Source organism: Pantoea rwandensis, assembly GCF_002095475.1.
GTDB classification, from domain to species: domain Bacteria; phylum Pseudomonadota; class Gammaproteobacteria; order Enterobacterales; family Enterobacteriaceae; genus Pantoea; species Pantoea rwandensis.
In genome coordinates this window covers 58,066-82,775 of record NZ_MLFR01000021.1, presented here as the reverse complement: position 1 = coordinate 82,775, position 24,710 = coordinate 58,066, and the positions used below count along the sequence as shown (strand labels likewise).

The following is a 24,710-nucleotide window of genomic DNA, read 5'->3' as shown; positions in this document are numbered from 1 at the left end:
CACGTTAAAGAAGAATCGCGTTAATAAAGTTTTTCATCCGTGGATTTTGCGGGTTCAACAGAATGTCTTCTGGTGCGCCCTGCTCGATAATGCGTCCCTCGTCCATAAACACCACCTGGTTAGCCACCTCACGGGCAAAGCCCATTTCGTGGGTCACCACCAGCATGGTGGTGCCCTCCTTTGCCAACTGCCGCATCACCGCCAGCACTTCACCAACCATCTCTGGATCCAGCGCCGACGTCGGTTCGTCGAACAACATCAGTTTGGGTTTCATCGCCAGCGCACGGGCAATCGCCACACGCTGCTGTTGCCCGCCAGACAACGACTGCGGATAGTCATGCGCTTTGTGCGCCAGTCCCACCCGATCCAGCAGCGCCATTGCCTCTTCACTGGCTTCACGCTTGGGACGCAGCAGTACCCGGCAAGGTCCTTCGATAATGTTCTCCAGCGCGGTTTTATGCGGGAACAGGTTAAAGCGCTGGAACACCATGCCGGTTTGCAACCGCTGACGTGCAATCTGCTTATCGCTCAACGCATGCAGTTTGTTGCCAGCTATGCGATAGCCCGCTAATTCGTTGTCGACCCAGATGCCACCCTGATCGATCTTCTCCAGTTGGTTGATGCAGCGCAGGAAGGTACTTTTGCCCGAACCGGAGGGACCGAGGATGCACATTACCTCGCCGTAATTCACCTCAAGGCTGACATCCTTGAGCGCATGGAACTGGTCAAAATATTTGTTCACCTTGACGGCGCGCACGATGTTTCTCATCTCTCTCTCCCAATTACTGACGCTGGCGGTGACCGCGTGAGAAGAAGCGCTCAAGGCGACTTTGACCAAACGACAGCACGGTCACGATGATCAGGTACCAGATGCCCGCCACGAACAGCAGCTCCATCACGCGCGCGTTGGCGAAGTAGATGGTTTGCGTGTTGTAGAGCAGTTCGGAGTACTGGATCATGCTCGCCAGGCTGGTGGTTTTGATCATGCTGATGAATTCGTTACCCACGGGCGGCAAAATCACGCGCATCGCCTGCGGCAGAATGATGCGTTGCAGCGCTTGCAGACGCGGCATGCCAATGGCTTTTGCCGCTTCATATTGACCGGTATCCACTGATAACAAACCGGCGCGCACCACTTCCGAGGTATAAGCCCCCTGGTTGATGCTCAGGCCAAGCAACGCCGCCAGGAATGGCGTCATGATGGTGACAGTTTGCACGCTGAACAGGCCGGGGATGGCGATGGTAGGGAACACCAGCGCAAGGTTGAACCACAGTAGCAATTGCAGAATCAACGGCGTGCCACGGAAGATCCAGGCATAGCCCACGGCGATGTAATGCAACACCGGGTTCGGCGACATGTACATAATGGCAGTGACCACACCGAACAGGATGCCCAGCCCCATCGCCAGTACTGACATGATCAGGGTATTCACCACGCCATTGAGGATGGCTTGCGCGGTAAAGAACTGGCCGACGAATGACCACTCAATGTTGCCATGCGCGAACGCATTCACCAGCAGTGCCAGCAGAATCAGGATCACTGCCGATGCGGTGATGCGTCCGTAATAACGACGTGGCACCACCTGATAACGATCCAGATCGTAGTGTGTCTGCTCACGGCTGTTGTTGATGCTGGGTTCAACCGGGGTCGATTGCGACATAATCGTCTCCTCAGGCACGCGGGCCAGCGTAATCTTCAGTCCAGCGCTGCTGGTCCTGCATCAGCGTTTGCAAACGAGCCAACTGTTCACGCACTCGTTCCGGTGCAGTCCCGCCATAACCACTGCGAGCCGCCAGTGCGGCTTCCAGCGTCAGCGCACTGCGCACCTCTGGCGTCAAACGTATATCGACCGCCTGCAATTGCGCATCGCTGAGATCTGACAATCCACAGTTTTCGCGCTCGCAGAGTTGCACCAGTTGGCCGGTAATTTCATGGGCTTCACGGAAAGGCACGCCGCGCATCGCCAGCCAGTCGGCCACTTCGGTTGCCAACGTAAATCCATCGGGCGCCTGTTCACGCATCACATCCTTGTTGAATTTCAGCGTGGACATCATGCCCGCCATCGCTGGCAGCACCAGCAGCAGGGTGTCGACAGCGTCGATGACGTTGCGTTTGTCGTCGCTGAGATCGCGGTTATAGGAGAGTGGCATGGCTTTCATGGTGGTCAGCAGCGCCATCAGGTTGCCCACCAGGCGGCCAGAGCGACCACGTGTCAGTTCGGCGATATCTGGGTTTTTCTTCTGCGGCATGATTGAGCTGCCGGTGGCGTAACTGTCATGCAGCTCCACCCAGCGGAACTGGCGCGAGGCCCACATGCACACCTCTTCACACAGGCGCGACAGGTTGATGCCGATCATGCTGGTAACGAACAGGAACTCTGCGGCGTAATCGCGGCTGGCGACGGCATCAATGGAGTTCTCGCACGGCGCGAGATATGCCAGGTCTTCAGCCGCTTTTTCCGGCTGGCGCGCAATCGCCGATCCCGCCATTGCTGCGGCACCGAGTGGACAACGCGCACTGCGGCGATCCCAGTCCTGCATCCGTTCGATATCTCGGGCAAACGACTGGGCATGCGCCAACAGCTGATGACCAAAGACAATCGGCTGTGCTTGCTGCAAGTGAGTGAAACCCGGCGCCACGCTTTCGGTATGCTGAGCCGCCTGTTCCACCAATGATTGCTGCAATGTCAGCAAGGCGGCAACCACCTTGCGGCCGTTATCGCGCAGGTAAAGTCGCAGGTCGTTAACGGTCTGGTCGTTACGCGAACGTCCAGCGCGCAGTTTGCCGCCCAATGGACCTAAACGTTCTGTCAGCGCACGCTCGATAAAGGTGTGCACATCCTCATCGGCCGCAATCGGATACAGTTTTCCCGCGCGGTAATCCGCATCCAGCGCCTCGATCGCCGCGAGCATGGTCGCAAGCTCATCAGCGCTAAGCAGGTCGCCACGCGCCAGTTCACGCGCATGTGCCCGGCAGCCCGCTAAATCGTAAGGAGCCAATGCAAAGTAATAATCCGGGCTACGTGACAGTGCGGTTAAACTGGCCGCCGGTGCCGCTTTAAAACGCGCGCCCCATAACAGTTCGGCATTATCAGACATGCTATTTCTCCTTACAGATAATCGTCAGCAATATGAAAAAGATATGGTTAGCTCAGAAGTGATAATAAAAACTTATTTTATTACCACGCTGGTAAATACGTCATATTTCAGGTTCACTGTACTTTCACCGCAATTATTCCGGAGTTGAATAGCAAAGATGGAAAGTAAAGTTTCCCAGTCTGGAAACAATGCAAATAATCGCGGCGACAATGCGGTTCTGGCACTGAGTAATATCGATTTAAAATTGCTTCGAGTATTTAAATGCGTGGTAGAAGCCGGTGGATTAACGGCCGCCAGCCACGAATTGAATATTGGCTTGGCGGCAATCAGCAAACAGGTTTCCGATCTGGAGATCCGGCTAGGTATGACGTTATGCAGTCGTGGGCGTGAAGGCTTTGAGCTGACGCAATACGGTATCAATGTCTATCAGGCCACGCTGGAGCTGTTCGTATCGCTGAATTTGTTCCGTGAACGCTTGCACAACAGCCGCAATGAACTGCTCGGTGATATCGCCATCTGCGTGGTGGATAACACCATTTCCGATCCCCAATCCCCCGTCACCGCCGCGGTGCAGCAGTTGCACCAGAATGCGCCAAAAGTGCAAATCCGATTACAAACCGCGCAATTAGATGATATTGAACGTGGCGTCAGCGAAGGTCGTTTTCATTGTGGGATTGCGCCAGTTTATGAAATGAAAAGTGATTTTGATTACTTCCCGCTTTATAAAGAATATTCGAAATTATATTGCTCTATGTCACATCATTTATATTCTGGATCTTGTGATAAAAAAGTATCAGTGGAAATATTACGTGAGCAGAAGATTATAAATCATTTATATGTCACGCCGCGTGACGATCGCCGCATCATTCCGCTGCAAGACAGCGGCGCGCAAGCCGTGCAGGTTGAATCTGTCGCCATGCTGATTTTAACCGGTCATTTTATCGGTTATTTGCCCGAACATTACGCCGCGCCCTTTATTGCACGTGGCCAGCTCTGCGAGTTAGGTGATGAAACCGTGCGACGTGAAAATCCGTTTTGCCTGATAATCAAAAAAGGTCGGAAAATTAATCCCATTATTCGATTGTTTATGCAGGCGTTAGGGCTCAGTGATGCCGAAGGCGCGCACTGAGTTGGTGCAAGCCACTGTGGGCTGGCGCGTTTACTTCAACCCTTTATACATTACGGTGGTGGCATCCAGCACCCCTGCCGTGGACTCTGCATAATCGGGGATTGAACCCGCAACCTGCCAGTCCATCGAAAGATAGAGATCGGTCGCGACGTCGCCACTGCGCGTATCCAATACCAGCAGCGTTTTACCCCGCTCTACAGCCAGCTGTTCAGCCTGCTGCATCAAACGTCGTGCGATCCCCTGACGTCTCGCCCCTGGGTGCACCAATAATTTGCTGATCTCGGCGCGATGACGCCCGTTTGGCATGGCGCTGTAGCCCACCATCACCGTTGCCACAATCACGCCCTGTTGCCAGGCCACCAGCAGCTGATTGTCGCCGCTTGCCAGGCTATAAATTTTGTCCTGCCAGAAGCGTTCTATTGCCTCACGGTCTGCCGCATCGATAAAACCCACGCTGGCGCCGTCCGCCACGCAGCCCTGTAACACATCGGTCAGCGCCGCCAGTAACGGCTGCGCTTGGGTCGCGGATAATTGTTCGATCTCAATCATGGTTTACACACCACCAAGATGTAACGCGCCCCGCCTTCCGCGTGGGCAGTAAAAGAGGATTTACCGGTGAGATGAAAACGCAGGCAATCGCCCGCCTGAAGCGTCCAGCGCTGATCGTCCATAGCGAAGGTCAACTCGCCGGATTGCAGCCAGATATGCTGCTCCAGACCCTGTACCGGCGGCGCGTCATACTCAATACGAGCGCCGGGTCGCAATACCCCTTCCACCACTTCTGCCTTAAAATGACTCGCAGGGGGTGACACGCTGCGGCGTTGATAACCGCTGGCATCGTCATGCCACACTGTTTGATCAGCGACTTTTAACAACAGCGCCGCCTCCTCTTCCACTTCGCTTAACAGGCGCGACATGGTCAATCCATAGGCCACACACAGCCGATTAAGCAAAGCGGCTGTGGGGCTAGTCTCTGCACGCTCAATGCGCGACAATGATGCCCGGCTGATGCCTGTCGCCATCGCCAGCTCGTCTAGTGACCAGCCGCGTTGCACGCGTAACTCAGCCAACCGGGCAGCCAATCGATCATCGGAATTTGAAGCTGTCATCGTCACCTCTCATTTACGGGAATTAAATCTCATATATGAGATGTGACCAAAAATCGTGCACCCCGTCAAGTTGTACAGAAAAAAAATCATTGTACAACCAAAGCGTGACGGTTAAGGTGTTGTTATGCAGGTCAGAATTTTTGAGGATGCTATGGCCTTATACAGTATCGGCGATGTTGCCGAGCGCTGTGGAATCAACCCGGTAACACTTCGCGCCTGGCAGCGCCGTTACGGTCTGTTAAAACCCCAGCGCACCGAAGGCGGACACCGCCAATTCGATGATGAAGATGTTCAGCGTATTGAAGAGATTAAACGCTGGATTGAGAGTGGTGTGCCTGTCGGTAAGGTAAAAGCCCTACTGGAAGGCGAAACGATCAATGTGCATGACGGTTGGGGGGCGCTTCAGGAAGAGTTAATGAGCGTTCTGCGTCATGTTCGTCCGGCAAAACTCCGAACAAAAATCGCCACGATCGGACGCGAACATCCGGTGGATGCGTTGATTGATCACGTCTTTGTTCCGGTGCGTCAACGCCTCGGCTTAGATCAAAACACCGCACGCACTATGTGCAGTTTGCTGGATGGTGCGCTGATTGATTACGTCGCATTTTGCCTGGCCTCTGGACGTAAAAAAGCCGGTAAGGATGCTCTGATGATTGGCTGGGGGGCAGAAGACCGCACCCGCATCTGGTTGGAAGCCTGGCGTTTATCACAGCAGGGCTGGCGCATGGATGTGTTAGCAGAGCCGTTGGATATGCCACGTCCCGAGCTGTTCCCAGGCCAGAATCTGTTTATCTGGACCGGTAAAAAGCCCACCCGCCGCCAGCTTGAGCAGTTCGAACACTGGCAGGCGCAGGGATTTGCCGTCCATATTCACGACCCTTCCTAGTGAAAAATCGCACACACGGCCTTTGCCTGGCCGGGTGTGCGCGTTATCATGCCGCACTCCATGACTTTTCTCAGGTTTCCGATATGAACTGGAATAAAATTTTCATCGGCACGCTGTTTGCCGTGATGGCCATTGGTGGCATGGGCGGCATGATGTTAGTGGGTTACAGTCTTATCCTTCCCAGCCACTGAGTTTTCTCTGCACGCGCTCCAACACGCGATCGCAGATTAACGCCAGCAGTGCCACCAGTAGCGCCCCCTGGATGACGTAGGCGGTGTTAAAGCCGCTCAGTCCGATAATCACCGGTGAGCCCAGGCTCTCTGCCCCCACGGTGGAAGCGATGGTTGCGGTGCCGATATTGATCATCACTGAAGTGCGCACTCCCGCCATGATCACCGGTGCGGCCAGCGCCAACTCAATCTGCCACAAACGCTGCCATGCTCCCATGCCCAATCCAATAGCAATCTCGCGGTTGCTATCCGGTACGCTGTCTAAACCGGCTAGCGTGCCCTGTAAAATCGGCAGCAGACCGTAAAGAAACAGCGCCATGACCGCCGGTGCTGCGCCAAAGCCCATGACCGGAACCGCAATCGCTAACACCGCGACAGGTGGGAAAGTTTGCCCCGCGGCCGCCAGCGTCTCCAGCAAGGGGCGAAAGGCTCGCCCTGCCCGACGCGTCGCAAATACCGCGCAGCCTATGCCAACCACCACCGCCAAGGTACTGCCACTGAGCACCAGGGTGAGGTGCGCCAAGGCTAACTTCCAGAAGCTCTCCTGCTGGTACAGAGGACGTTCCAGCTGCGGAAACCAGTGGGCAAACAGCGGGCCACTGTGCGGTAATCCCCACAGCAACAGCAGAAATGCCAGCAACAGCCAGGAGAGTGGATCGCGCAGTAAGCGCATCAGTTCGTCTCCCGCTGGCGCAGCAGATCGCTGAAATGCAGGACCCCTAACGGCTGATGTTGCTGATCAACCACCGGCAGCTTATCCGTGCGCCGGGCAATAAACTGCGACAATGCTTCACGCAAGGTCAAAGTAGCCGCAATGGGTTCCCCCTCAAGCCACTCCCCTCGCCTTGCTGCACTGCCTGCACGCCCCAACGCCAATAAGCGGACACCTAACTCACTGCGTCCAAAAAATTCGCGGGCGAATGCGTTAGCGGGCTGCGTTAGGAGTTCGACAGGACGGCCCTGCTGAACAATTTCACCGCCGTCCATCAGCACCAACTGGTCGGCCAAGGTTAAGGCTTCATCGATATCATGCGTGACCAGCACCACCGTCCGTCCTGACAGCTTCTGAATGCGCAACATCTCTTGCTGTAGCGCTTGGCGGTTCACTGGGTCAAGTGCGCCAAAGGGCTCATCCATTAATAACAGTTCCGGATCGGCCGCCAGCGCACGCGCCACGCCGACACGCTGCTGCTGTCCGCCAGAGAGCTGGTGTGGAAAACGCGACGCCAGCTGAGTGTCCAGATTTAACAGTGCGAGCAGTTCTTCGACGCGCTGATTGATTTTTGCCTTCGGCCAACCCAGTAGCGCAGGTACGGTGGCAATGTTTTTCGCCACGTTCCAGTGCGGAAACAAGCCAATCGACTGGATGGCATAGCCAATGCGTCGTCGCAATGCACGGGCATCCATACGTTCGATCGCCTCCCCGGCAAAGCGGATCTCCCCGCTGTCATGCTCGACCAAACGATTGATCATCTTCAGCGTGGTGGATTTGCCTGATCCGGAGGTACCAATCAGTACCGTAAAGCTGCCCTTCTCAATATGCAGTGTCAGATTACGTACTGCCTCCTTCCCCGCGAACACTTTACTTACCTGGTGAAACTCAATCATGTGCTCTCTCCAGCAGTGCCGAAAGTAAGCGTAATGCGGCATCAAAAATCACCGCCAATGCCACCACCGGAATCACGCCAAGCAGCACCAAATCCAGTGCACTGCTCAACAATCCCTGAAACAGAATCGCGCCAAATCCCCCCGCGCCAATCAGCGCCGCCACTACCGCCAACCCAATGGTTTGCACCACGACGACACGTAAGCCAGATAGCCATACCGGTAACGCCAGCGGCAGCTCGGCATGCCAGAACTGTTGCAGTGCGCTCATCCCCATACCTTTAGCGGTTTCCCGCACCTCTTGCGGCACCTGTTGCAGCCCAGCCACCACGCTGCGCACCAGCGGTAACAACGCATAAAGCACCAGGGCAATCAGCGCGGGTGCCAGGCCGATACCGCTAATTCCCCAGCTTGCCAGCAGCGGGAACGCGGCGGCCAAGCCCGCCAAGGGCGCAATCAATAGACCAAACAGCGCCACCGAGGGCACGGTCTGAATCAGGTTAAGCACGTTAAACGCTGCACTTTGCCAGCGGGGCCGTCGCGCTATGGCGATACCCAATGGCAATCCCATCAGCAGCGTGGGTAACAAGGTGCCGCCCAACAGCAACAGATGCTGGCTGAAAGCGGCATCAAACACCGCCCTACGGTTGGCATACTCCTTCAGCAGGGAGAGTTGGTCGAGGTAACCGCTAAGTAACAACATGAGCGGCACAAGCCAGATTTGCAGATTCAGCAAGATGCGCCAGGACGTGTTATTGGTGAGCTGGCGAATCGCCTCCGCTGCCAGCAATAATGCCAGCGCTGCGGCACACCATAACCCGCTGCCAAAAGCCGTGCGTGCCAGCGTGCTGCCGCCGTTCGCCAATGCGCTGGCCGTATGGCCGCCGAGGGCGACTAACAGCGCGAATAGCACCTCCGTCGCCAGCAGAGCCACAAATGCATTGCGTCGGCTAGGTTGCCACCACAGTCTCAGCCACAATACCAGCAGGGGTAGCAGCAATAACCAGGATTGCGCCACCTGCCAAAGCATCAATGGTTGACCGGAGACCAGCCGATTCGCGGCGAAGCTGAGTAACGGCATTGCAAACAAGGCCAGCGTGATAAGCAGCGTCAGCGTCAGCAACACCGGCTGCTGACGCGGTTGTAGAAACCGAGATATCACCGCTTACAGCAACTTATTCTGCTGTAACCACTGCTTCGCGACCTGGCTGGCATCTTGCCCATCCACGGCGATCTGCGCATTGAGCTGCTGTAAGGTCTTCTCATCCAGCTTGCTGAATACTGGCTGTAACCAGTTGCCGATATCAGGGTACTGCTTTAACACGCTTTCACGCACCACCGGAGTGGGTGCATAGATCGGCTGGACACCTTTAGGATCGGTCAACGTTTGCAGGCCTAGCGCGGCTACCGGACCATCAGTGCCATACGCCATCGCCGCATTGACGCCCGAGGTTTGTTGCGCCGCAGCCTTGATGGTTACAGCAGTGTCACCACCTGCCAGCGACAGCAACTGCGCTTGATCCAGCTTGAAGTTATAGGCTTTTTCAAAGGCCGGCAAAGCATCACTCCGTTCGATGAACTCCGCTGACGCGGCAAGCTTAAAGGCGCCGCCTTTTTTCAGATAAGCACTGAGATCGTCGAGGGAGTTAAGATTATTTTTCTGCGCCACATCGCCTCGTACGGCGATGGTCCAGGTGTTGTTGGCCGGTGCAGGCGTTAGCCATACCAAATGGTTTTTATCCGCATCGAGCTTTTTCACTTTTTCATAGCCCTGTTGCGCATTTTTCCATGCCGCATCCTTCTCATCGTTAAAGAAGAACGCACCGTTGCCGGTGTACTCTGGATAAATGTCCAACTCGCCTGCGGTAATTGCTCCACGTACAACCTGCGTGGTGCCGAGCTGGATTTTATTAACGGTTTTCACGCCGTGTTTATCCAGCACCTGCAGGATGATATTGCCCAGCAGCGAACCTTCCGTATCGATCTTTGAACCTACCTTCACCGGATCGGCAGCATTGGCCGCACTCACGCTCATCGCTAATGCGATCATCCCCAATAAACCCTGCTTAATCATGTCGCTTTCCTCTGCTTATGTTTCGCTCTGTGACTATCAAGCGTAGCCTGGCGAAACCAGATGGGGATGGTCAAGGGCTGAACTTCGAGCTTTTTCTGCTATGCATTGCGCATTGTTTATAACCATTACGCAGGACTTATAACCAAATGGAATTTTTAAAGCGTTAACTGAGGATTATTCTCATAGGCCCACTCTTTACAATAAAATACACAACATCATGTCAGACTTAGCATCTCCGGCGCACGTTGCGCTGACAGGGAATACGCCAACCGGCGAAACCAAATGGATTCGCAGCGCGGCTGACGTGTCGAATCTCGTCAACCACAGTAACGAATCGCGTAGCAATGCACGCATCGTGGTCGCCATCGCCTTGGGCGGTGTGTTTCTCGATGCCTATGATTTGGGCGCACTGGCCTTTGGTATCAAAGACGTCACTCGTGAGTTTAATCTCACCCCGACCGGTACAGGATGGTGGCATCAGCCATCACCTTTGGCGCTATCGTCGGTGCGCTGATTGGCGGTTATCTCACCGATAAAATTGGCCGTTATCGCGTGTTTATGGCCGATATGTTCTTCTTCGTGGTTGCCGCACTGGCCTGCGCCTTTGCCCCCAACGAATATGTGTTGGGTGGCGCGCGTTTTGTGATGGGGCTGGGTGTGGGCATCGACCTTCCAGTGGCGATGGCGTTTCTTGCTGAGTTTTCCAAATTACGCGGGCAAGGGAATAAAGCGGCCAGCGTGGCGATGTGGTGCCCCACCTGGTACGCGGCGATCAGTATTTCCTATCTGCTGGTGTTGCTGTTGTACGCCGTGCTGCCGGAGAGTCACACTGATTGGCTGTGGCGCTTGATTCTTGGTTTTGGCGCCGTGCCTGCGCTTCTGATTATTGCCATCCGCAGTCGTTATATGAGCGAGTCTCCGGTATGGGCGGCGAATCAGGGCAATCTACAAGGCGCGGCGGAGATTCTGCAGCGCTCTTACAACATCAATGCACAAGTGGCAGATGATGCCGATCTGACGCAAACCAAACCGGTTCGCAAGGCCAGCTGGCGCAACTATGGCGCGTTGCTGCAGGGTGTCTATCGTCGTCGCACTATTTTAGCGACCGTCACCTCCATCGCCTCCTCCTTTGCCTATAACGCCGTCGCGTTTGGCTTGCCCGTGATTATCTCCAGTTTCTTCGCGCAATCCATGCTGACCACCATTTTGGTGTCGCTGGCGTTGAACCTGCTCTTCGCCTTTGTCGGGGGATTGCTCGCCGTGCGTCTGGTGCCGCGCCTTGGGGCATGGAAGATGTCGGTAACGGGTTACACTTGCCAGTGCGTGGCACTGCTCGGGCTGGCACTGATTGGTCGTCCTGAAGGTGGCGAACAAGCCGCCGTGGCGATCGCGATGCTGGCGCTGTTCCTGTTTGGTCAGGGGTTTGGTCCTGGCTCTCACACCATGACCTTTGCGTCGTTAAGCTACCCCGCTTCGCTGCGCGGCGTCGGCGTGGGCTTTAACCAGACGCTGATGCGTGGCAGCTCCACGGTGTCACTGTTTGTCTTCCCGTTGCTGGTGGCAGCCTTCGGCACCGGCGTATTCTGGGTGATCTTCCTCGCACCGCTGATTGGATTACTGGCGCTGTTGGCGATCCGCTGGGAGCATCGGGCTACGACGTGGATGCAGAAGACTTCAATTGAGATCACAACGCCCTAATCATGGGGTAGTGGTTGTTAGTTAAGGCCCTGTTCTGATGAGGCTGTCATTTTCTTGAAATGGCGGCCTTTTTTATTATGCGCGGGTGGGCATGTTGGTGCGGGCCATCGCGCCCTTTCCAACAGCGTAAACAGATGTTAGCAAGCAGGCTGGTGCCGCTCTGGGGTTGGCATTTCGCAGCGCTGAACGGAATGAGGAAGCCAGGAGAGCCAGCATGGATGCTGGCGAAAGGTGCAGCCGGGACAGGGAAAGTCCCGTCTGCGCCGGTCCGTCAGGCTGACGAGTGAAGTGAAGGTACCGCGTCAGCGGCGCGAGGACAGCCAGCCCCAGAGCGGCACCAGACTGCGTTATCACAACATGTTGAACTGGCAAACATGGTCCCAACTATGGGCCATTTATTATGCCGTCAGGCGGAAATCACCGAGCGTGTGGGGAATGCGCGGGAAGGTATGCAGGAACCAAGGGGTAAATTGCTCAGGTTGGTCCTGCATCTCCTGCTGAATCTGCTCAATCGAGCGATAGCACCAGGCATCGGCCTCTTCAGGATTCAGTTTTGGCTCTGCATCGCTGATGGCAAAGAACACGTGACCATACTCGTGTTCCGTTAATCCGTTGCTCAATGGCAGGTTGTAGCTCAGTTCAAACACCGGCGTCAGGGCCAGTTGCATGCCCATCTCCTCACGCAGACGGCGTTCAGCGGCATCACGCGTCGATTCTTGCGGATAGGGATGACCACAACAGGTGTTGCTCCACAAGCCGCCACAGTGATATTTACCGTTAGCGCGGCGTTGCAGCAGCAATTCATGACGCGAATTGAACACGTAAACCGTCACCGCACGATGCAGCAATCCTTTCTCATGTACTTCCAGCTTTTCCATCTTGCCGGTGGGACGATCGAGGTGGTCAACGAGAATAACTTCAATGGCGGGCATGACAACTCCTTCGGATAATTCTCAGCCATTGTACACAATCGAGCGTAGCGCGGCGGAGAAAAAAGCGCACATTCCGTGCGCTGGTACGATGAAGATAATCTTAGCAGCCCTAAGTCAAAGGGGGGAATCTGTGACAAGGTTTGCCTGGTGTGCATCAATGCACGCCAGGCAGTTTGTCGCGTTAGTGACTCTGAATTAGCGTCGACACCGCCATGATTACAGCTTAAAGCTCTGCACCACCAACTCCAGCTGCACGCTTTGTTCTTCCATGGCACGGGCTGCAGCGGAGACCTGCTCCACCAGCGCGGCATTCTGTTGCGTGCTGCCATCCAACTGGGTGATCGCGACGTTAACCTGCTCGATGCCCATGCTTTGTTCACGGCTGGCAGACATAATTTCGCTCATCAATGTGGTCACACTGCTCACACCTTGCATCAGCTCATCCATGGTTTGCCCAGCCTGCTCAACCAGTTGGCTACCGGTATCGATGTTGGCGACAGACTCTTCAATCAGCTTCTTGATCTCACGTGCTGAGTTGGCCGAGCGCTGCGCCAGATTACGCACTTCAGACGCCACCACCGCAAATCCTCGCCCCTGCTCGCCCGCACGTGCAGCTTCAACCGCAGCGTTAAGTGCCAGAATATTGGTCTGGAAGGCAATGCTGTCAATCACGCTGATGATATCCACCACTTTGCGTGATGAGTGATTAATCGCGCCCATGGTGCTCACCACCTGACGTACCACATCGGTGCCGCGCGCCGCCACTTGTGATGCACCATCTGCCAGCTGATTTGCATGTGTCGCATTGTCCGCGTTCTGACGAACGGTGCCCGTCAGCTCTTCCATGGAAGCCGCCGTCTCAACAATCGAACTGGCCTGAGACTCAGTACGTGCTGATAGGTCAGCATTGCCGCTCGCAATTTCACGCGACGCCGCAGTGATCGCCAGCGCACTGTCGCCCACCTGACGCATCAACCCCTGTAAATACTCGATAAACTGGTTGAAGCTCTGCGCCACAGCGTTAAATTCCGGGCTGTTGCTGGCAGGCAGACGCTGCGTTAAATCCGCACCACCGGTCGACAGGGCTTCGATGTTGCGATTCAACGAGCTTAAACGCTTCATCATGGCACGCACAAAGCCCAGCAATACCAACAGCAGAATCACCGCCAGAGGGATCTGTACCAAGCCCAGACGCGTCAGCATGCTGTGGGTTTGCGCATCCAACAAGCTGGAAGGCACATCACTGGCGAGATACCACGGGCTTCCCGCAATGGCCTGCAGGAACAGCGTGTGTTCGCCATCTTCGCCTTTGAAGGTGGTTTGTGTCGGCTGGCTGCCCGCTTGTGTCAACAGACCTTTCAATGCGGTAGCCATTGGCAGTTGGGTATCAGACAGATTTTCCAACTTCGGCGTGCCCTCCAGCAGCGCGGCATTGCCTACTACTTTGCCATCAGCTTCAACGATCAATACGCGGCCTTGAATCGCATCACCCATCTGTTTCGCCAACTGATTAAAGAAGCCAAGCGTCACGTCGATGGTTGCCACGCCCCATACTGTGCCGTCACGGTAAATCGCCATGGCACAGTTGGTTCGCGGTTGTGGACTGGCTGCATCCTGATAGGCTTTCGCCCAGGCACACTGCCCCTTCGCTGCTGCCATGCCGTCTTTGTACCACGGCTGTTCCCAGTATTTATCCGCCGCATCCGAGTTCCAGTAAGTGTTGACCTGCAACTGATTGCTGGCATTGCGTGCGAAGAATGAACTGTCTTTTTCTTTTGCCGGATCGCGACGGTTGGGCAACGGCCAAATACCGCCACCAAACACGTTGCTGTCCTGGTATTGGTTTACCAGAGCAGGCAAAAGCGTATCGATCGCGGCGCTGTCCATCACGCCCGCGGCCTCCGTGATGGCTCGCTGCTGGGCTTGTACCCGGTTCATCTGTTCAACAATACGTCCCGCCAGCCCGTCCACTTCATAACGTACCAGGCGGCTTTCATTTTGGCTCAGTTGCGGTGCAATAAACTGATTAATCACCACCACGGTCACCAGCATCAGGACCACGAAAAAGGCGACTAAGGTCGCGGTAAAACGAGATTGTGTAGTTTTTAACATCGATGTGCCCTTACCCTGGTTGGCGAGTTGCCTGATCGAGGTTAACGGCGTGTTATCGGGGAACTTGAGGTGAGCCTGATCACAAAAATGCAAATAGTTGATTTAAGTGATCATTAGCTGGGTTATTAACGGTGCGCTTATGTCCAAAAACGCCGTTGAATCCTGTAAGGGCGCGGGTTATCGCGCCTGTTTGGCACAGAAATTTCGCTGAAAAGTGCGCAATAAATTGCGTCACTCCCCGGTGAAATCATCTTCATTAGGCAGAGGGAGGGTCCACCACTTCCTGGCGTGGTCGGAAGACATGATCGTTCCCTTCTGCCTGCAAACGCTGCAAGAGTTGCTGGCCACCGCGTTCATCTGACTGTGCAAACTGGCGTTCCGCTTCGGTGATCGGTGTTGCCCACAGTAGATTCGGCCTGTCGCCATCGCGCTTCGGCAAACGGAATTGCGCCACTTCTGGTGCCAGCCCATTCGCCAGCAGGAAGCTCTCAAAACCGACCGGTGCCACTTCAGAGGCCAGCGTGTGCCCTTCACCTATCCACGTCAGGCGCGCCCAAGGTAGATGCGCGAACTCGGCCAGCGCGCTGGCCATCTGAACCGCATTGGCTTCAGTCATCACCTCACCATCTACTGCCATTGCTAATTCAACACGGCGATACTGAGGAGCAAGCTCATCGAACAGATAATCCACCTGTGGCATCGGGCGAATCCCCATGCCGAGCGTCAGAAAATACCACACGCCTTGGTGCCAGTGCTGGGAGATGGCCATCGGTGGCCAATTACCTTGATCGATGGCGTAATACTTCACCGATTCACCAAACTGAGCCTGATAGCACTGCATCAGTTCGCGCTGGACCACATCCCACAGGTGGCCATCATGCCAGTCTCGCCAAAAGTGGCGCTGTTGCTCAGCTCGTGCGTAGTAATCGTTGGTCGAGGCCGAGCCTAGCGGCGCAGTAAGGCGATTCTCTTTAATACAACCCGCAGAGAAACTCACCTGCTTGTCCTGATACAAACTCCAGCCGGGGATCACCGCCAGCAGCTGACCGTAATACCACAGCGCTGCACCGTCATCACTCGGCTCCCAGAGAATTTGCAAACCGGCGGGATCGAGCATCGGCTCAGCTTCCAGCGTACGGCAATACTCCGCACTCAACAGCGGCGCAATGCCCTGCTCCATCGCTTCACGATCTTCGCGTGCCGGTGCCGGCAGTAAGTTGCGCAGCCAACAGCCGCGCACGGCATACTGACTGCGGAACAGGTCGTTTGGCCAGATGTAGAAATAGGCGGTACGCGCGTCCTGTTCAACGATCGCAGTAAGTGTATTTTGCTGATTCGGCACCTCAGCAATCAGAGGTTGGTGTGTCATAACGCCTCGACAAAGCCTTGAGGGATCCATTTTCCCTGAGAATAGAGCAGGATCGACACTCGCACCATGTGACACAAGGGTAAAACTCTCAAAGTGCTGATTTGAAACGTGAGGAGTGTTAATCATTGCCAGCATGATGCGCTGACAAGCATCAAATTAATTCGCCATTCTTTTGCCGCTTCGCATGTTATTGTCAGCGTATTCTCTCTCACGGACAAACCCAGCATGGTGCTGCAAAACCTCGATTTTAACCTACGCGATATCGTGATTTTCGCGATTTTGGTGTGGCTGTTTATGCGCTACACCTGGGTCATGTCGGCACTGACGATTATTCTTGCTGGCGCGGCACTGTTAATACTGTTGCCGCTCGATATCTATTACAGTTTACTTCCGCTGGCCCTGCTGGGATTAGGTCTGGGCATGCTATTCCATGATTATCAACTGCGCCAACTCGCGCTGAAGCGAGAAGCGCGAACACCCCGGACCTACACGAAAAAGCGGGATGAACTTCATCTGTAATGCGCAGCGCGTCCCATGCGTTTCATGGCGCGCGCATAAGCACCGCGTTGAATCGACCACCGCAGTAAGCCTGCAATCACCGCAATTTCTTTATCCACGCGCCACTGAGTCAACGGGCTAATCGGCTGTTGAATTTGCTGTTGCGCCCAATCCGGTAGCAATCCCATCCCGGCTTTCAGCATCACCCGCATTGCTGGTTTGGCCTGCCAGCTTGGCGCAGGAGCGTTGATCAGCAACTGCATCACTTCCAACGTTCGTTCATCACAGATCAGTTCTGAGCGCATCGCCTGCAGATAATCTTCCACCGCCTGTACCGTTTTGGGCACCTTTTCCGCACCTAACGCTTCGGCGATAAGCGCGGCTTCGTCGTAATAACGGTCCTGCTCAGCCAGCGTGAGCTGCGGATTTTTGTAGCGTAAATGGGCGGCAAGGAAACGGCTGGTTTCGGCCACGTGTACCCACGTGAGCAGATGCGGATCGCTGGCGGCATAAGGTTGCCCGGCATTGTCGATGCCAGTCACGCGCAGATGAATGCGTTTGACACGCTCAATCAGGATGTTGGCATCTACCGTGTTACCGAAGGTGGTGACGGCAATGAACTGGCTTGTTCGACGCAGGCGGCCCATCATGTCCTGCCGAAAATTAGAGTGATCCCACACGCCCGCCAGCGCCGCCGGGTGCAGCATTTGCAGCATCAGCGCGCTAATACCACCGCACAGCATCGATGGAAAGTCGCCGTGCACCCGCCAGATCACGTGATCGGGACCAAACAAGCCAGGATCGCCAGGAGGTTGCGAGATATCGAATTCGTTGAGAGAGAGGCCGTTAAGGCGAAAGACTTGCTGCTCGATGCGGTTTCGGAGGTTCATGGTGATCTGTGGTTATGCCCGTTGGCAAAATTCGCTGAGGCATATCATATACTGCGATTGGGTGCGGCGCGATAAATCGCGCCGCTACATCAGGTGCAAAAATTAACGCTTAAAGGTAATCAAACTGTCCGTCTTGCGTGCGCACGGAATCCAGACCAATCATCACATTGAATTTGCCCGGCTCCGCCACGTGCTGCATTTTTTGGTTCCAAAACTTCAATGCTTCGACATCGATCTTAAAGCTCACGGTCTGCGACTCACCGGCTTTCAGCATAATGCGTTTGAAGCCACGCAGCTCCTGCACCGGACGGCTAATGCTAGCCACCGGATCGTTGAGATACATCTGCACCACCGTTGCGCCATCACGCTTGCTGGTATTGGTGACGGTGACACTGGCTTCCACCGTACCAGTGCGCGGCATGGTTTTGGCGGACATCTTCACGGGTGAGACCGTAAAGGTGGTGTAGCTTAGGCCGTAACCAAACGGATAAAGCGGGCCGTTCACCGCATCGTAGTAGTGCGAGGTGTACTTGTTCGGTTTGGCGAAGTTGTACGGACGACCGGTTGGCAAGTGGTTGTAGTAAATCGGCAGCTGGCCCACGGAGCGCGGGAAGGACATCGGCAATTTGCCCGACGGGTTGTAGTCGCCAAACAGCACATCGGCAATCGCGTTGCCGCCTTCAGTGCCGCTGAACCAGGTTTCAACCATTGCATCCGCCATGCGGTCTTCGTTCACCACCGTCAACGGACGACCGTTCATCAGCACGATCACCAACGGCTTACCGGTTGCTTTCAGCGCCGCCAGCAGTTTTTGCTGGCTAGGTGGGATTACCAAATCGCTGCGGCTGGAGGCCTCATGCGCCATGCCCTGCGCTTCGCCGACGGCAGCCACCACCACATCGGCTTTTTTCGCCTGAGCGACGGCCTCATCGATCAATTCCTGTGGTGAACGTTTATCAACACTGACCGCCTGCTCATACAGGTTGAGGAAATCCTGAATCCCTTTGTTGTCGGTGATATTGGCACCTTTGGCATACAGTACCGTGCCCTTACCTGCCATCGCGTTACGCATCCCCTGCAACAGCGGAATCGACTGTTTTGCCACACCCGCGGCTGACCAGCTGCCCATAATATCGCGCTGGCTGTCCGCTAATGGGCCGACCAAGGCCACGGTCGCCTCTTTCTTCAGCGGCAAGGTTTCATGCCAGTTCTTCAGCAGCACAATACTTTTGCGCGCCACATCACGTGCCTCAGCACGATGCAGACGGCTTTCGGCATTGGTATCCTGCGGATCGCTCTCTTTCGGCCCTAAGTGGCTGTAGGGATCGTTGAACAAGCCCATATCGTATTTGACGTTCAGCACGTGACGCGCTGCATCGTCGATTTCCGCCATGCTTACCGCGCCGCTTTTCACTAAGCCCGGCAGATATTTGCTGTAGTACTCGTCGCTCATGCTCATGTCGATGCCGGACTTCAGCGCAATGCGCACTGCATCCTGCGGATCGCTGGCTACGCCATGTTTCAACAGCTCTTTGATTGCGCCGTGGTCGCTGATGGTGATGCCTTTAAATTTCCACTCACCGCGCAGCAGATCTTTCAGCAACCAGCCATCGGCCGTGGCAGGTGTGCCGTTAAGTGAGTTGAGCGCGACCATCACGCCACCGCTGCCGGCATCCAGAGAGGCTTTGTACGGCGGCAGATAATCCTGGAACAGACGCTGCGGGCTCATGTCGACGGTGTTGTAATCACGTCCGCCTTCTACTGCGCCATAAGCGGCAAAGTGCTTCACGCTGGTCATGATCGAGTAACGATCGGCGGCGCTTTTGCCCTGCATCGATTTCACCATGGCGCTGCCCATTTGCGAGGTCAGGAAGGTGTCTTCACCAAACCCTTCAGACACGCGTCCCCAACGCGGCTCACGTGACACATCGACCATCGGTGCCCACGTCATGTTCAGACCGTCATCGGCCGCTTCATAGGCTGAAATGCGCCCCACTTCGCCAATCGCATCCAGATCCCAACTGGCCGCTAAACCGAGCGGGATCGGGAAAATCGTGCGCTGCCCGTGCACCACGTCATAGGCAAAGAACAGCGGAATTTTCAGGCGGCTGAGTTGCATCACCTGATCTTGCATCGCGCGGATATCTTGCCGCGTGACGGTATTAAAAATGGCGCCGACCTGACCGTGCTGAATCATGTCGCGAACCGCTTCTTTCGGCGTATCCGGCCCCACGCTGATCAAACGCATCTGCCCAATTTTTTCATCGAGGGTCATTTTGCCGAGCAGTTGATTCACAAAGGCGTCGCGCGCCTGTTCAGTCATCGGATGGGGGCCAAACAGGTCATCTGCGAAGGCAGGTTGCATGGCAAGTGAGACAGCGAGGCTAACAGAGCAAATCCATTTCATCAGGTCGGGTTCTCTTAAGTGACTGCGCAATATAAAAATAACCGGGGCAGTGTGCCATAAGATGAGGATAGCAGGTAGCCACTGATGTCACACCGCGACCATGCGATTGACGCGTGCTACAGTAGAAGCGCTACGTAAACGACAAGGACAGGTTCATGAATAACAACACCTCACACCCTACACTGCTCGCTGAACTACGCCGCCTCGTCGGGCCTTCGCACCTGTTAACGGAGGCGGAGCAGACCGCGCGTTATCGCAAAGGCTTTCGTTCTGGTGAAGGCGATGCGCTGGCGGTGGTATTCCCTGGTTCACTGTTGGAACTGTGGCGCGTACTGCAGGCGCTGGTGCAAGCCGATGCGGTGATTCTGATGCAGGCCGCTAACACCGGTTTGACCGAAGGCTCCACGCCGAATGGCAACGATTACGATCGCCCGGTGGTGATCATCAGCACCCTGCGTCTCGATAAATTGCAGCTGATTGATGGCGGCAATCAGATTCTCGCCTTCCCCGGTAGCACCCTGTATCAGCTGGAAAAAGCACTGAAACCGCTGGGCCGCGAGCCGCATTCAGTGATTGGCTCCTCATGCATTGGGGCGTCCGTGATGGGCGGGATCTGTAATAATTCTGGCGGGTCGCTGATTAAACGCGGTCCAGCCTATAGCGAAATGGCGCTGTACGCGCAGATTGATGCCGAAGGCAAACTCAAATTAGTGAATCATCTGGGCATGGATCTCGGTCACTCACCCGAAGAGATACTGGGTCGCCTTGATGACGATCGCTGGCAGCAACATGATGTGCGCTGGGATGAGCGCCACGCCTCGGATCACGAATATGCAGAGCGCGTGCGCGATATTCATGCCGACACCCCTGCGCGTTTTAACGCCGATGAACGCCGTCTGTTCGAAGCCTCAGGCTGTGCCGGTAAGCTGGCGGTGTTTGCGGTGCGTCTTGATACCTTCCCCACCGAGCCGAAGCAGCAGGTCTTTTATATCGGCACCAACGATCCGGCGGTACTGGGCGATTTGCGCCGCCATATTTTGGCCGAGTTTAGCCATTTGCCAGTGGCCGGTGAGTACATGCATCGCGATATTTTCGATATCGCCGAGGTTTACGGCAAAGACACCTTTGTGATGATCGACAAACTCGGCACTGACAAAATGCCGCAGTTCTTCACGCTGAAAGGTCGCGTGGATGCCTGGCTCGGCAAACTGAGTTTTGTTAAACCGCACTTCACCGATCGCCTACTGCAACGCGTCAGCGGTTGGCTGCCAGCGCATCTGCCAAAACGCATGAAGCAGTATCGCGATAAGTTTGAGCATCACCTGATGTTGAAAATGTCCGGTGACGGCGTAGCAGAAGCACAGGAGTATCTGCACGAGTATTTCCGTGAAGGTGGCGGTGAGTTCTTTGCCTGCGACGGCAAGGAAGGCGCACATGCTTTCCTGCATCGCTTCGCCGCTGCCGGAGCCGCCGTGCGTTATCACGCGGTGCATGCGAATGAAGTGGAAGACATTCTGGCGCTGGATATTGCGCTACGCCGTAACGATGAAGAGTGGTTCGAGCGCTTACCGGCGGAGTTTGACCAAGACATCAGCCATCGTCTTTACTACGGTCACTTCTTCTGCCATGTGTTCCATCAGGATTACATCGTGAAGAAAGGTGTAGATGCCCACGCATTAAAAGAGAAAATGCTGGCGATTCTGAGCGAGCGCGGGGCCGAGTACCCGGCCGAGCACAATGTTGGACATCTGTATCAGGCCAAACCGCAGCTGCAGGCGTTTTACCGCCAGTTGGACCCGACCAATACCTTTAATCCAGGGATTGGTAAAACCAGCAAACAGAAAGGTTGGGCGGTGAAAGTCTGATACTCAGTGAAATTACCGTAGCGGCTGCGTCTTTCTGCAACGCGATTGCGTCAAAATGCACAGTAAATCTCGCCGCTACGGTTGGCTGCAATTAGGGTAACGGCTCACCTTCATCGTGCGCCGCAGCAGGCACTGCACGGCGTTCGATGATCATCGTCTGCGGCGTAGACAGCATAATGCCCTCTTTGCGCAGACGCGTCAGAATATCGAACAGCAAGTCACTCTTCGCGCTGGAAATCTGACGTTGCCCCGCCACGTTGCCCGTCACACTCAATACAATCCCTGCCGAGGTGAGGTCTTTGAATGACACCGAAGGTTCCGGCGTGTCCAGAATGCGCTCGTTCTCCTCGTAAACCTCCAGCAGAATTTCACGCACCCGCACCGGATCGATATCCAACGGGAACGTCAGCAAAATGGTCACCACGCCTTGCGCATTGCCCATGGTGGCGTTACGTACGTTTTGCGAGATGAACTGTGAGTTGGGCACAATCACCGTGGATTTGTCGCTGAGCTGAATTTCGGTGGCACGCACATTGATGCGACGAATATCCCCTTCGATACCGCTGATGGTCACCAAGTCTCCCACTTTGACTGGGCGTTCTGTCAACAGAATCAGGCCGGAGATAAAGTTCTTCACAATCTCTTGTAAGCCAAAACCGATACCCACTGACAAGGCGCTGACGATCCATGCCAGTTTGTTCCATTGCAGGCCCATAATCGACAGTGTCAGCAGGATGATCAACACATATCCAATATTGCTGAACAGCGTCACCAGCGACACCCGCATGCCAACGTCCATGGTGGTTTTTGGTAGGAAATCTTTATCCAGCCAGCGACGCACCGAACGCAGCACGTAAATGCCCACCACCAGGCAAAGAATGGCATTGACCATGTGCGCCGGCACAATGTTCAACGACTCCAGGCCTTTGCCCCCCCAGAACTCAATCACCTTCTGAATCAGTTCAATCGGCGTAGATGACGCAAAGGTGCCGTTAAGCAGCGCCAGGGCGACAAAGCCGATCAGCACGGTTTTGCAGATGGCACCGAGCAGGGTTGCCGCCTGCTGCAAATGCCGTTCGTCGATATTTAACGAAGTTTGCAGGCGTTTTCCGGTGGCATTATTGGTAGAGAACAGGCTTTCACAGCCGTCATTCACCAAGTGGCTAAGGAAGTAGAACGAACCAAACAGAATGCCACACCAGATCACTTCATAACTCAGGAAGCGCGCCAGGGTGACATAGCCAATAATCAGTGAAATCAGGATTGCCAGCGCCGTAATCGTCAGCGCAAGCTGCACCAATCCGACGATGGTCGGCCTCGCTTCCGGCGCATTGCCCTCTTGCACCATACGACGACGCACACGGTTAGTGCGCATGCTAATCGCCAGCCCAGTACTCCCGATCAGCAACGCGGTCAACCCGTTGGCGAAAATGGTGGTATTCAGGCTGGTGCCAACGCTGTAGTTAAAGGATTCGGCGGTTTGGAAAATAAACACCAGCGCAGCAGTAATTGGTGGGAATGGCTTCAGCGCTTGAGCCACTTCATTAGATATGCTCGGCAAACGCCAGCTTGGACGGCGGGTTGACAGGAAAGCACGACCTAACCCCGCGATCAAACCGCAATAGACGCTGAGTTGCACCAGGCGCTCAACAAAATCTTGCACGTCAGTGGAAACTTCATCGCGACGCGTAAAGGCCAGCGAGATAAAGTTAAAGGTCAGCACCACGGCGGCCAAGGTAGTCAGGGCAATTGCCGCAGCGAGGAAACTACGACGCAGACGCCCTTCTGGCAATTTATTGATGCTAACCCAAGCCAAAAACTCTTCGCTGTAGCGACGACCTAAGGTCATCACCAACATCGCCGCAATCAACCAAGCGATGGTGCCAAAACGCCAGCCCGGCTCCCAGGAGAGTGCCGCCGTGTCCTGCAGTTCAGCGATAAAATCGCTGATCTTCTCACCGTCCAAATCCTGACGGCTGACCATGGGTGCCCAAAAACGCGGCCCCAAGATACTGCCAGAATTGAGCGCCAGCTGGCTTTTCAACTGGTCACGACGCAGGTTGACGATCTGGGAGGAGAGCACCAGCGCGCCGTTTTTGATGCCATCGGCCTGCTTGATTTGGTCATCCAGTTTGCTTTTCTGGCTCTCCAGCGAGGCACGTTTGCGCGTCACTTCCGGCGTCTCTTTCACGCCGCTGTCCGGTTTAGGCGCTGGACCGAGCACCGCCAACTGTGCATCCAGCTGCTGCCCCTGCGGGATCAGCGCCTGGCTAAGGGTTTCCGCGTTACCGGATAACTCCAGCGCCATCTCATTGAGCTGGTTCAGCTGACTTTCATTGGTATCGCCAGAGACTTGGCCTTTGAGCTTATCGAGGATTTTCTGCATTTTCGGCAGCTCGACCGATGGATTCACTTTCGGTGCGGCGTCCTCTTGCTGAGCCGCAGCGGCCGTGTTGTCATCCGCGAAACTCAGTGCCGGGCTTAACAGCACCAGCAGCAGTAATAGTGGGGTAAAGAGCGAACGAAGCTTGGACATAAGAGTAAGATTCCAGCGTAAGAACAGCCGATAATTGCCAGTTAACCATGAATGGCGGCCAGTGTAGAGCGTAGCCGAAGCGGAAACTATAGGAATGAAGCGGTAAATCATTGGTGCTAACGATAAGGGATTTTGCTTATAAAAAGGTCGCCATAAACGGCGTGATGCCGCTCACTTAAGCCAATCAGTGCGTAATTAACCCGGTACGCATGAATGCGCACCCTACAACAACCGCACGGAGCAACGTAGGGTCGCCATTAATGGCGACCGA

19 protein-coding genes and 1 pseudogene are annotated in these 24,710 nt (G+C 55.2%); 5 read left to right on the top strand and 15 right to left on the bottom strand.

Annotation, left to right across the window (positions count from 1 at the left end):
- Window positions 1–4: 4 nt before the first annotated feature.
- From HA51_RS18390 to argH, 3 genes are read right to left on the bottom strand one after another with little or no spacing between them, the layout of a single operon-like run.
- The gene (locus HA51_RS18390; protein WP_084936037.1) at window positions 5–769 is read right to left on the bottom strand and encodes an amino acid ABC transporter ATP-binding protein; all 765 of its coding nucleotides are present in this window, start codon (window positions 767–769) and stop codon (window positions 5–7) included.
- Between the two features lie 13 nt (window positions 770–782).
- Window positions 783–1,661 carry an amino acid ABC transporter permease gene (locus HA51_RS18385; protein WP_084936036.1) on the bottom strand — a complete coding sequence of 293 codons (879 nt, stop codon included), beginning with the start codon at window positions 1,659–1,661 and terminating at the stop codon, window positions 783–785.
- 10 nt (window positions 1,662–1,671) lie between these two features.
- Window positions 1,672–3,099, bottom strand: a complete 1,428-nt coding sequence (argH, locus tag HA51_RS18380; protein ID WP_084936035.1) for an argininosuccinate lyase — start codon at window positions 3,097–3,099, stop codon at window positions 1,672–1,674.
- A gap of 157 nt (window positions 3,100–3,256) precedes the next feature.
- Between argH and HA51_RS18375 the strand changes: the two genes are divergently transcribed.
- Window positions 3,257–4,228: a LysR family transcriptional regulator gene (locus HA51_RS18375; RefSeq protein ID WP_084936034.1), complete on the top strand. Its 972-nt coding sequence runs from the start codon at window positions 3,257–3,259 to the stop codon at window positions 4,226–4,228.
- A gap of 30 nt (window positions 4,229–4,258) precedes the next feature.
- Here the strand turns inward: HA51_RS18375 and HA51_RS18370 are convergent, their stop codons facing one another.
- Window positions 4,259–4,777 (bottom strand): GNAT family N-acetyltransferase, encoded by a 519-nt coding sequence (locus HA51_RS18370; RefSeq protein WP_084936033.1) that lies wholly within the window; start codon window positions 4,775–4,777, stop codon window positions 4,259–4,261.
- Window positions 4,774–5,337 carry a helix-turn-helix domain-containing protein gene (locus tag HA51_RS18365; RefSeq protein WP_084936032.1) on the bottom strand — a complete coding sequence of 188 codons (564 nt, stop codon included), beginning with the start codon at window positions 5,335–5,337 and terminating at the stop codon, window positions 4,774–4,776. The genes HA51_RS18370 and HA51_RS18365 overlap by 4 nt, the downstream gene beginning before the upstream one ends.
- Before the next feature lie 151 nt (window positions 5,338–5,488).
- Here HA51_RS18365 and HA51_RS18360 point away from each other — a divergent pair, with 151 nt between their 5' ends.
- Window positions 5,489–6,223, top strand: coding sequence for a MerR family transcriptional regulator (locus HA51_RS18360; protein WP_084936058.1), 735 nt, complete (start codon window positions 5,489–5,491; stop codon window positions 6,221–6,223).
- Between the two features lie 171 nt (window positions 6,224–6,394).
- On the opposite strand, the gene HA51_RS18355 is transcribed toward HA51_RS18360, so the two are convergent.
- Genes HA51_RS18355 through osmF form a run of 4 tightly spaced genes read right to left on the bottom strand, consistent with a single transcriptional unit; the run spans window position 6,395 to window position 10,132 of the window.
- The gene (locus HA51_RS18355; protein ID WP_084936031.1) at window positions 6,395–7,126 is read right to left on the bottom strand and encodes an ABC transporter permease; all 732 of its coding nucleotides are present in this window, start codon (window positions 7,124–7,126) and stop codon (window positions 6,395–6,397) included.
- Window positions 7,126–8,061, bottom strand: a complete 936-nt coding sequence (locus tag HA51_RS18350) for an ABC transporter ATP-binding protein (protein ID WP_084936030.1) — start codon at window positions 8,059–8,061, stop codon at window positions 7,126–7,128. The genes HA51_RS18355 and HA51_RS18350 overlap by 1 nt, the downstream gene beginning before the upstream one ends.
- A complete protein-coding gene (locus tag HA51_RS18345; protein WP_084936029.1) occupies window positions 8,054–9,220 on the bottom strand; it encodes an ABC transporter permease in 1,167 nt (388 codons plus the stop codon). Before HA51_RS18345 ends, HA51_RS18350 begins: the two co-directional genes overlap by 8 nt.
- A 3-nt stretch (window positions 9,221–9,223) precedes the next feature.
- On the bottom strand, window positions 9,224–10,132 hold the full coding sequence (osmF, locus tag HA51_RS18340; protein WP_084936028.1) for a glycine betaine ABC transporter substrate-binding protein OsmF: 909 nt from the start codon (window positions 10,130–10,132) through the stop codon (window positions 9,224–9,226).
- Window positions 10,133–10,349: 217 nt separating this feature from the next.
- On the opposite strand from osmF, the pseudogene HA51_RS18335 reads away from it, so the two are divergent.
- Window positions 10,350–11,814 (top strand): annotated as a pseudogene (locus tag HA51_RS18335) (MFS transporter).
- Window positions 11,815–12,228: 414 nt separating this feature from the next.
- Here HA51_RS18335 and idi read toward each other — a convergent pair.
- From idi to HA51_RS18315, 3 genes are all read right to left on the bottom strand, one after another.
- Window positions 12,229–12,762, bottom strand: coding sequence for an isopentenyl-diphosphate Delta-isomerase (idi, locus tag HA51_RS18325; RefSeq protein ID WP_084936027.1), 534 nt, complete (start codon window positions 12,760–12,762; stop codon window positions 12,229–12,231).
- Window positions 12,763–12,978: 216 nt separating this feature from the next.
- Window positions 12,979–14,874, bottom strand: coding sequence for a methyl-accepting chemotaxis protein (locus HA51_RS18320; protein WP_084936026.1), 1,896 nt, complete (start codon window positions 14,872–14,874; stop codon window positions 12,979–12,981).
- Window positions 14,875–15,130: 256 nt separating this feature from the next.
- Window positions 15,131–16,243, bottom strand: coding sequence for a suppressor of fused domain protein (locus HA51_RS18315; RefSeq protein WP_084936025.1), 1,113 nt, complete (start codon window positions 16,241–16,243; stop codon window positions 15,131–15,133).
- A gap of 225 nt (window positions 16,244–16,468) precedes the next feature.
- Here HA51_RS18315 and HA51_RS18310 point away from each other — a divergent pair, with 225 nt between their 5' ends.
- A complete protein-coding gene (locus HA51_RS18310; protein WP_084936024.1) occupies window positions 16,469–16,762 on the top strand; it encodes a hypothetical protein in 294 nt (97 codons plus the stop codon).
- Here HA51_RS18310 and HA51_RS18305 read toward each other — a convergent pair.
- Window positions 16,753–17,631, bottom strand: coding sequence for an oxygenase MpaB family protein (locus HA51_RS18305; protein WP_084936023.1), 879 nt, complete (start codon window positions 17,629–17,631; stop codon window positions 16,753–16,755). The genes HA51_RS18310 and HA51_RS18305 overlap by 10 nt on opposite strands.
- A gap of 109 nt (window positions 17,632–17,740) precedes the next feature.
- Window positions 17,741–20,038 carry a beta-glucosidase BglX gene (bglX, locus tag HA51_RS18300; RefSeq protein WP_084936022.1) on the bottom strand — a complete coding sequence of 766 codons (2,298 nt, stop codon included), beginning with the start codon at window positions 20,036–20,038 and terminating at the stop codon, window positions 17,741–17,743.
- 155 nt (window positions 20,039–20,193) lie between these two features.
- Between bglX and dld the strand changes: the two genes are divergently transcribed.
- Window positions 20,194–21,903: a D-lactate dehydrogenase gene (dld, locus tag HA51_RS18295; protein WP_084936021.1), complete on the top strand. Its 1,710-nt coding sequence runs from the start codon at window positions 20,194–20,196 to the stop codon at window positions 21,901–21,903.
- 91 nt (window positions 21,904–21,994) lie between these two features.
- Here dld and HA51_RS18290 read toward each other — a convergent pair whose 3' ends face one another.
- Window positions 21,995–24,439 carry a DUF3772 domain-containing protein gene (locus tag HA51_RS18290; RefSeq protein ID WP_084936020.1) on the bottom strand — a complete coding sequence of 815 codons (2,445 nt, stop codon included), beginning with the start codon at window positions 24,437–24,439 and terminating at the stop codon, window positions 21,995–21,997.
- Window positions 24,440–24,710: the final 271 nt, after the last annotated feature.

What these genes read in the sequence shown, in the direction of transcription:
- HA51_RS18355 (WP_084936031.1), bottom strand. Translation starts at nt 7,126, where the DNA reads ATGCGCTTACTGCGCGATCCACTCTCCTGGCTGTTGCTGGCATTTCTG.
- HA51_RS18310 (WP_084936024.1), top strand. Translation starts at nt 16,469, where the DNA reads ATGGTGCTGCAAAACCTCGATTTTAACCTACGCGATATCGTGATTTTC.
- dld (WP_084936021.1), top strand. Translation starts at nt 20,194, where the DNA reads ATGAATAACAACACCTCACACCCTACACTGCTCGCTGAACTACGCCGC.
- HA51_RS18290 (WP_084936020.1), bottom strand. Translation starts at nt 24,439, where the DNA reads ATGTCCAAGCTTCGTTCGCTCTTTACCCCACTATTACTGCTGCTGGTG.
- idi (WP_084936027.1), bottom strand. Translation starts at nt 12,762, where the DNA reads ATGCCCGCCATTGAAGTTATTCTCGTTGACCACCTCGATCGTCCCACC.
- HA51_RS18375 (WP_084936034.1), top strand. Translation starts at nt 3,257, where the DNA reads ATGGAAAGTAAAGTTTCCCAGTCTGGAAACAATGCAAATAATCGCGGC.
- HA51_RS18320 (WP_084936026.1), bottom strand. Translation starts at nt 14,874, where the DNA reads ATGTTAAAAACTACACAATCTCGTTTTACCGCGACCTTAGTCGCCTTT.
- HA51_RS18370 (WP_084936033.1), bottom strand. Translation starts at nt 4,777, where the DNA reads ATGATTGAGATCGAACAATTATCCGCGACCCAAGCGCAGCCGTTACTG.
- HA51_RS18385 (WP_084936036.1), bottom strand. Translation starts at nt 1,661, where the DNA reads ATGTCGCAATCGACCCCGGTTGAACCCAGCATCAACAACAGCCGTGAG.
- HA51_RS18390 (WP_084936037.1), bottom strand. Translation starts at nt 769, where the DNA reads ATGAGAAACATCGTGCGCGCCGTCAAGGTGAACAAATATTTTGACCAG.
- osmF (WP_084936028.1), bottom strand. Translation starts at nt 10,132, where the DNA reads ATGATTAAGCAGGGTTTATTGGGGATGATCGCATTAGCGATGAGCGTG.
- HA51_RS18365 (WP_084936032.1), bottom strand. Translation starts at nt 5,337, where the DNA reads ATGACAGCTTCAAATTCCGATGATCGATTGGCTGCCCGGTTGGCTGAG.
- bglX (WP_084936022.1), bottom strand. Translation starts at nt 20,038, where the DNA reads ATGAAATGGATTTGCTCTGTTAGCCTCGCTGTCTCACTTGCCATGCAA.
- HA51_RS18350 (WP_084936030.1), bottom strand. Translation starts at nt 8,061, where the DNA reads ATGATTGAGTTTCACCAGGTAAGTAAAGTGTTCGCGGGGAAGGAGGCA.
- HA51_RS18360 (WP_084936058.1), top strand. Translation starts at nt 5,489, where the DNA reads ATGGCCTTATACAGTATCGGCGATGTTGCCGAGCGCTGTGGAATCAAC.
- HA51_RS18315 (WP_084936025.1), bottom strand. Translation starts at nt 16,243, where the DNA reads ATGACACACCAACCTCTGATTGCTGAGGTGCCGAATCAGCAAAATACA.
- argH (WP_084936035.1), bottom strand. Translation starts at nt 3,099, where the DNA reads ATGTCTGATAATGCCGAACTGTTATGGGGCGCGCGTTTTAAAGCGGCA.
- HA51_RS18305 (WP_084936023.1), bottom strand. Translation starts at nt 17,631, where the DNA reads ATGAACCTCCGAAACCGCATCGAGCAGCAAGTCTTTCGCCTTAACGGC.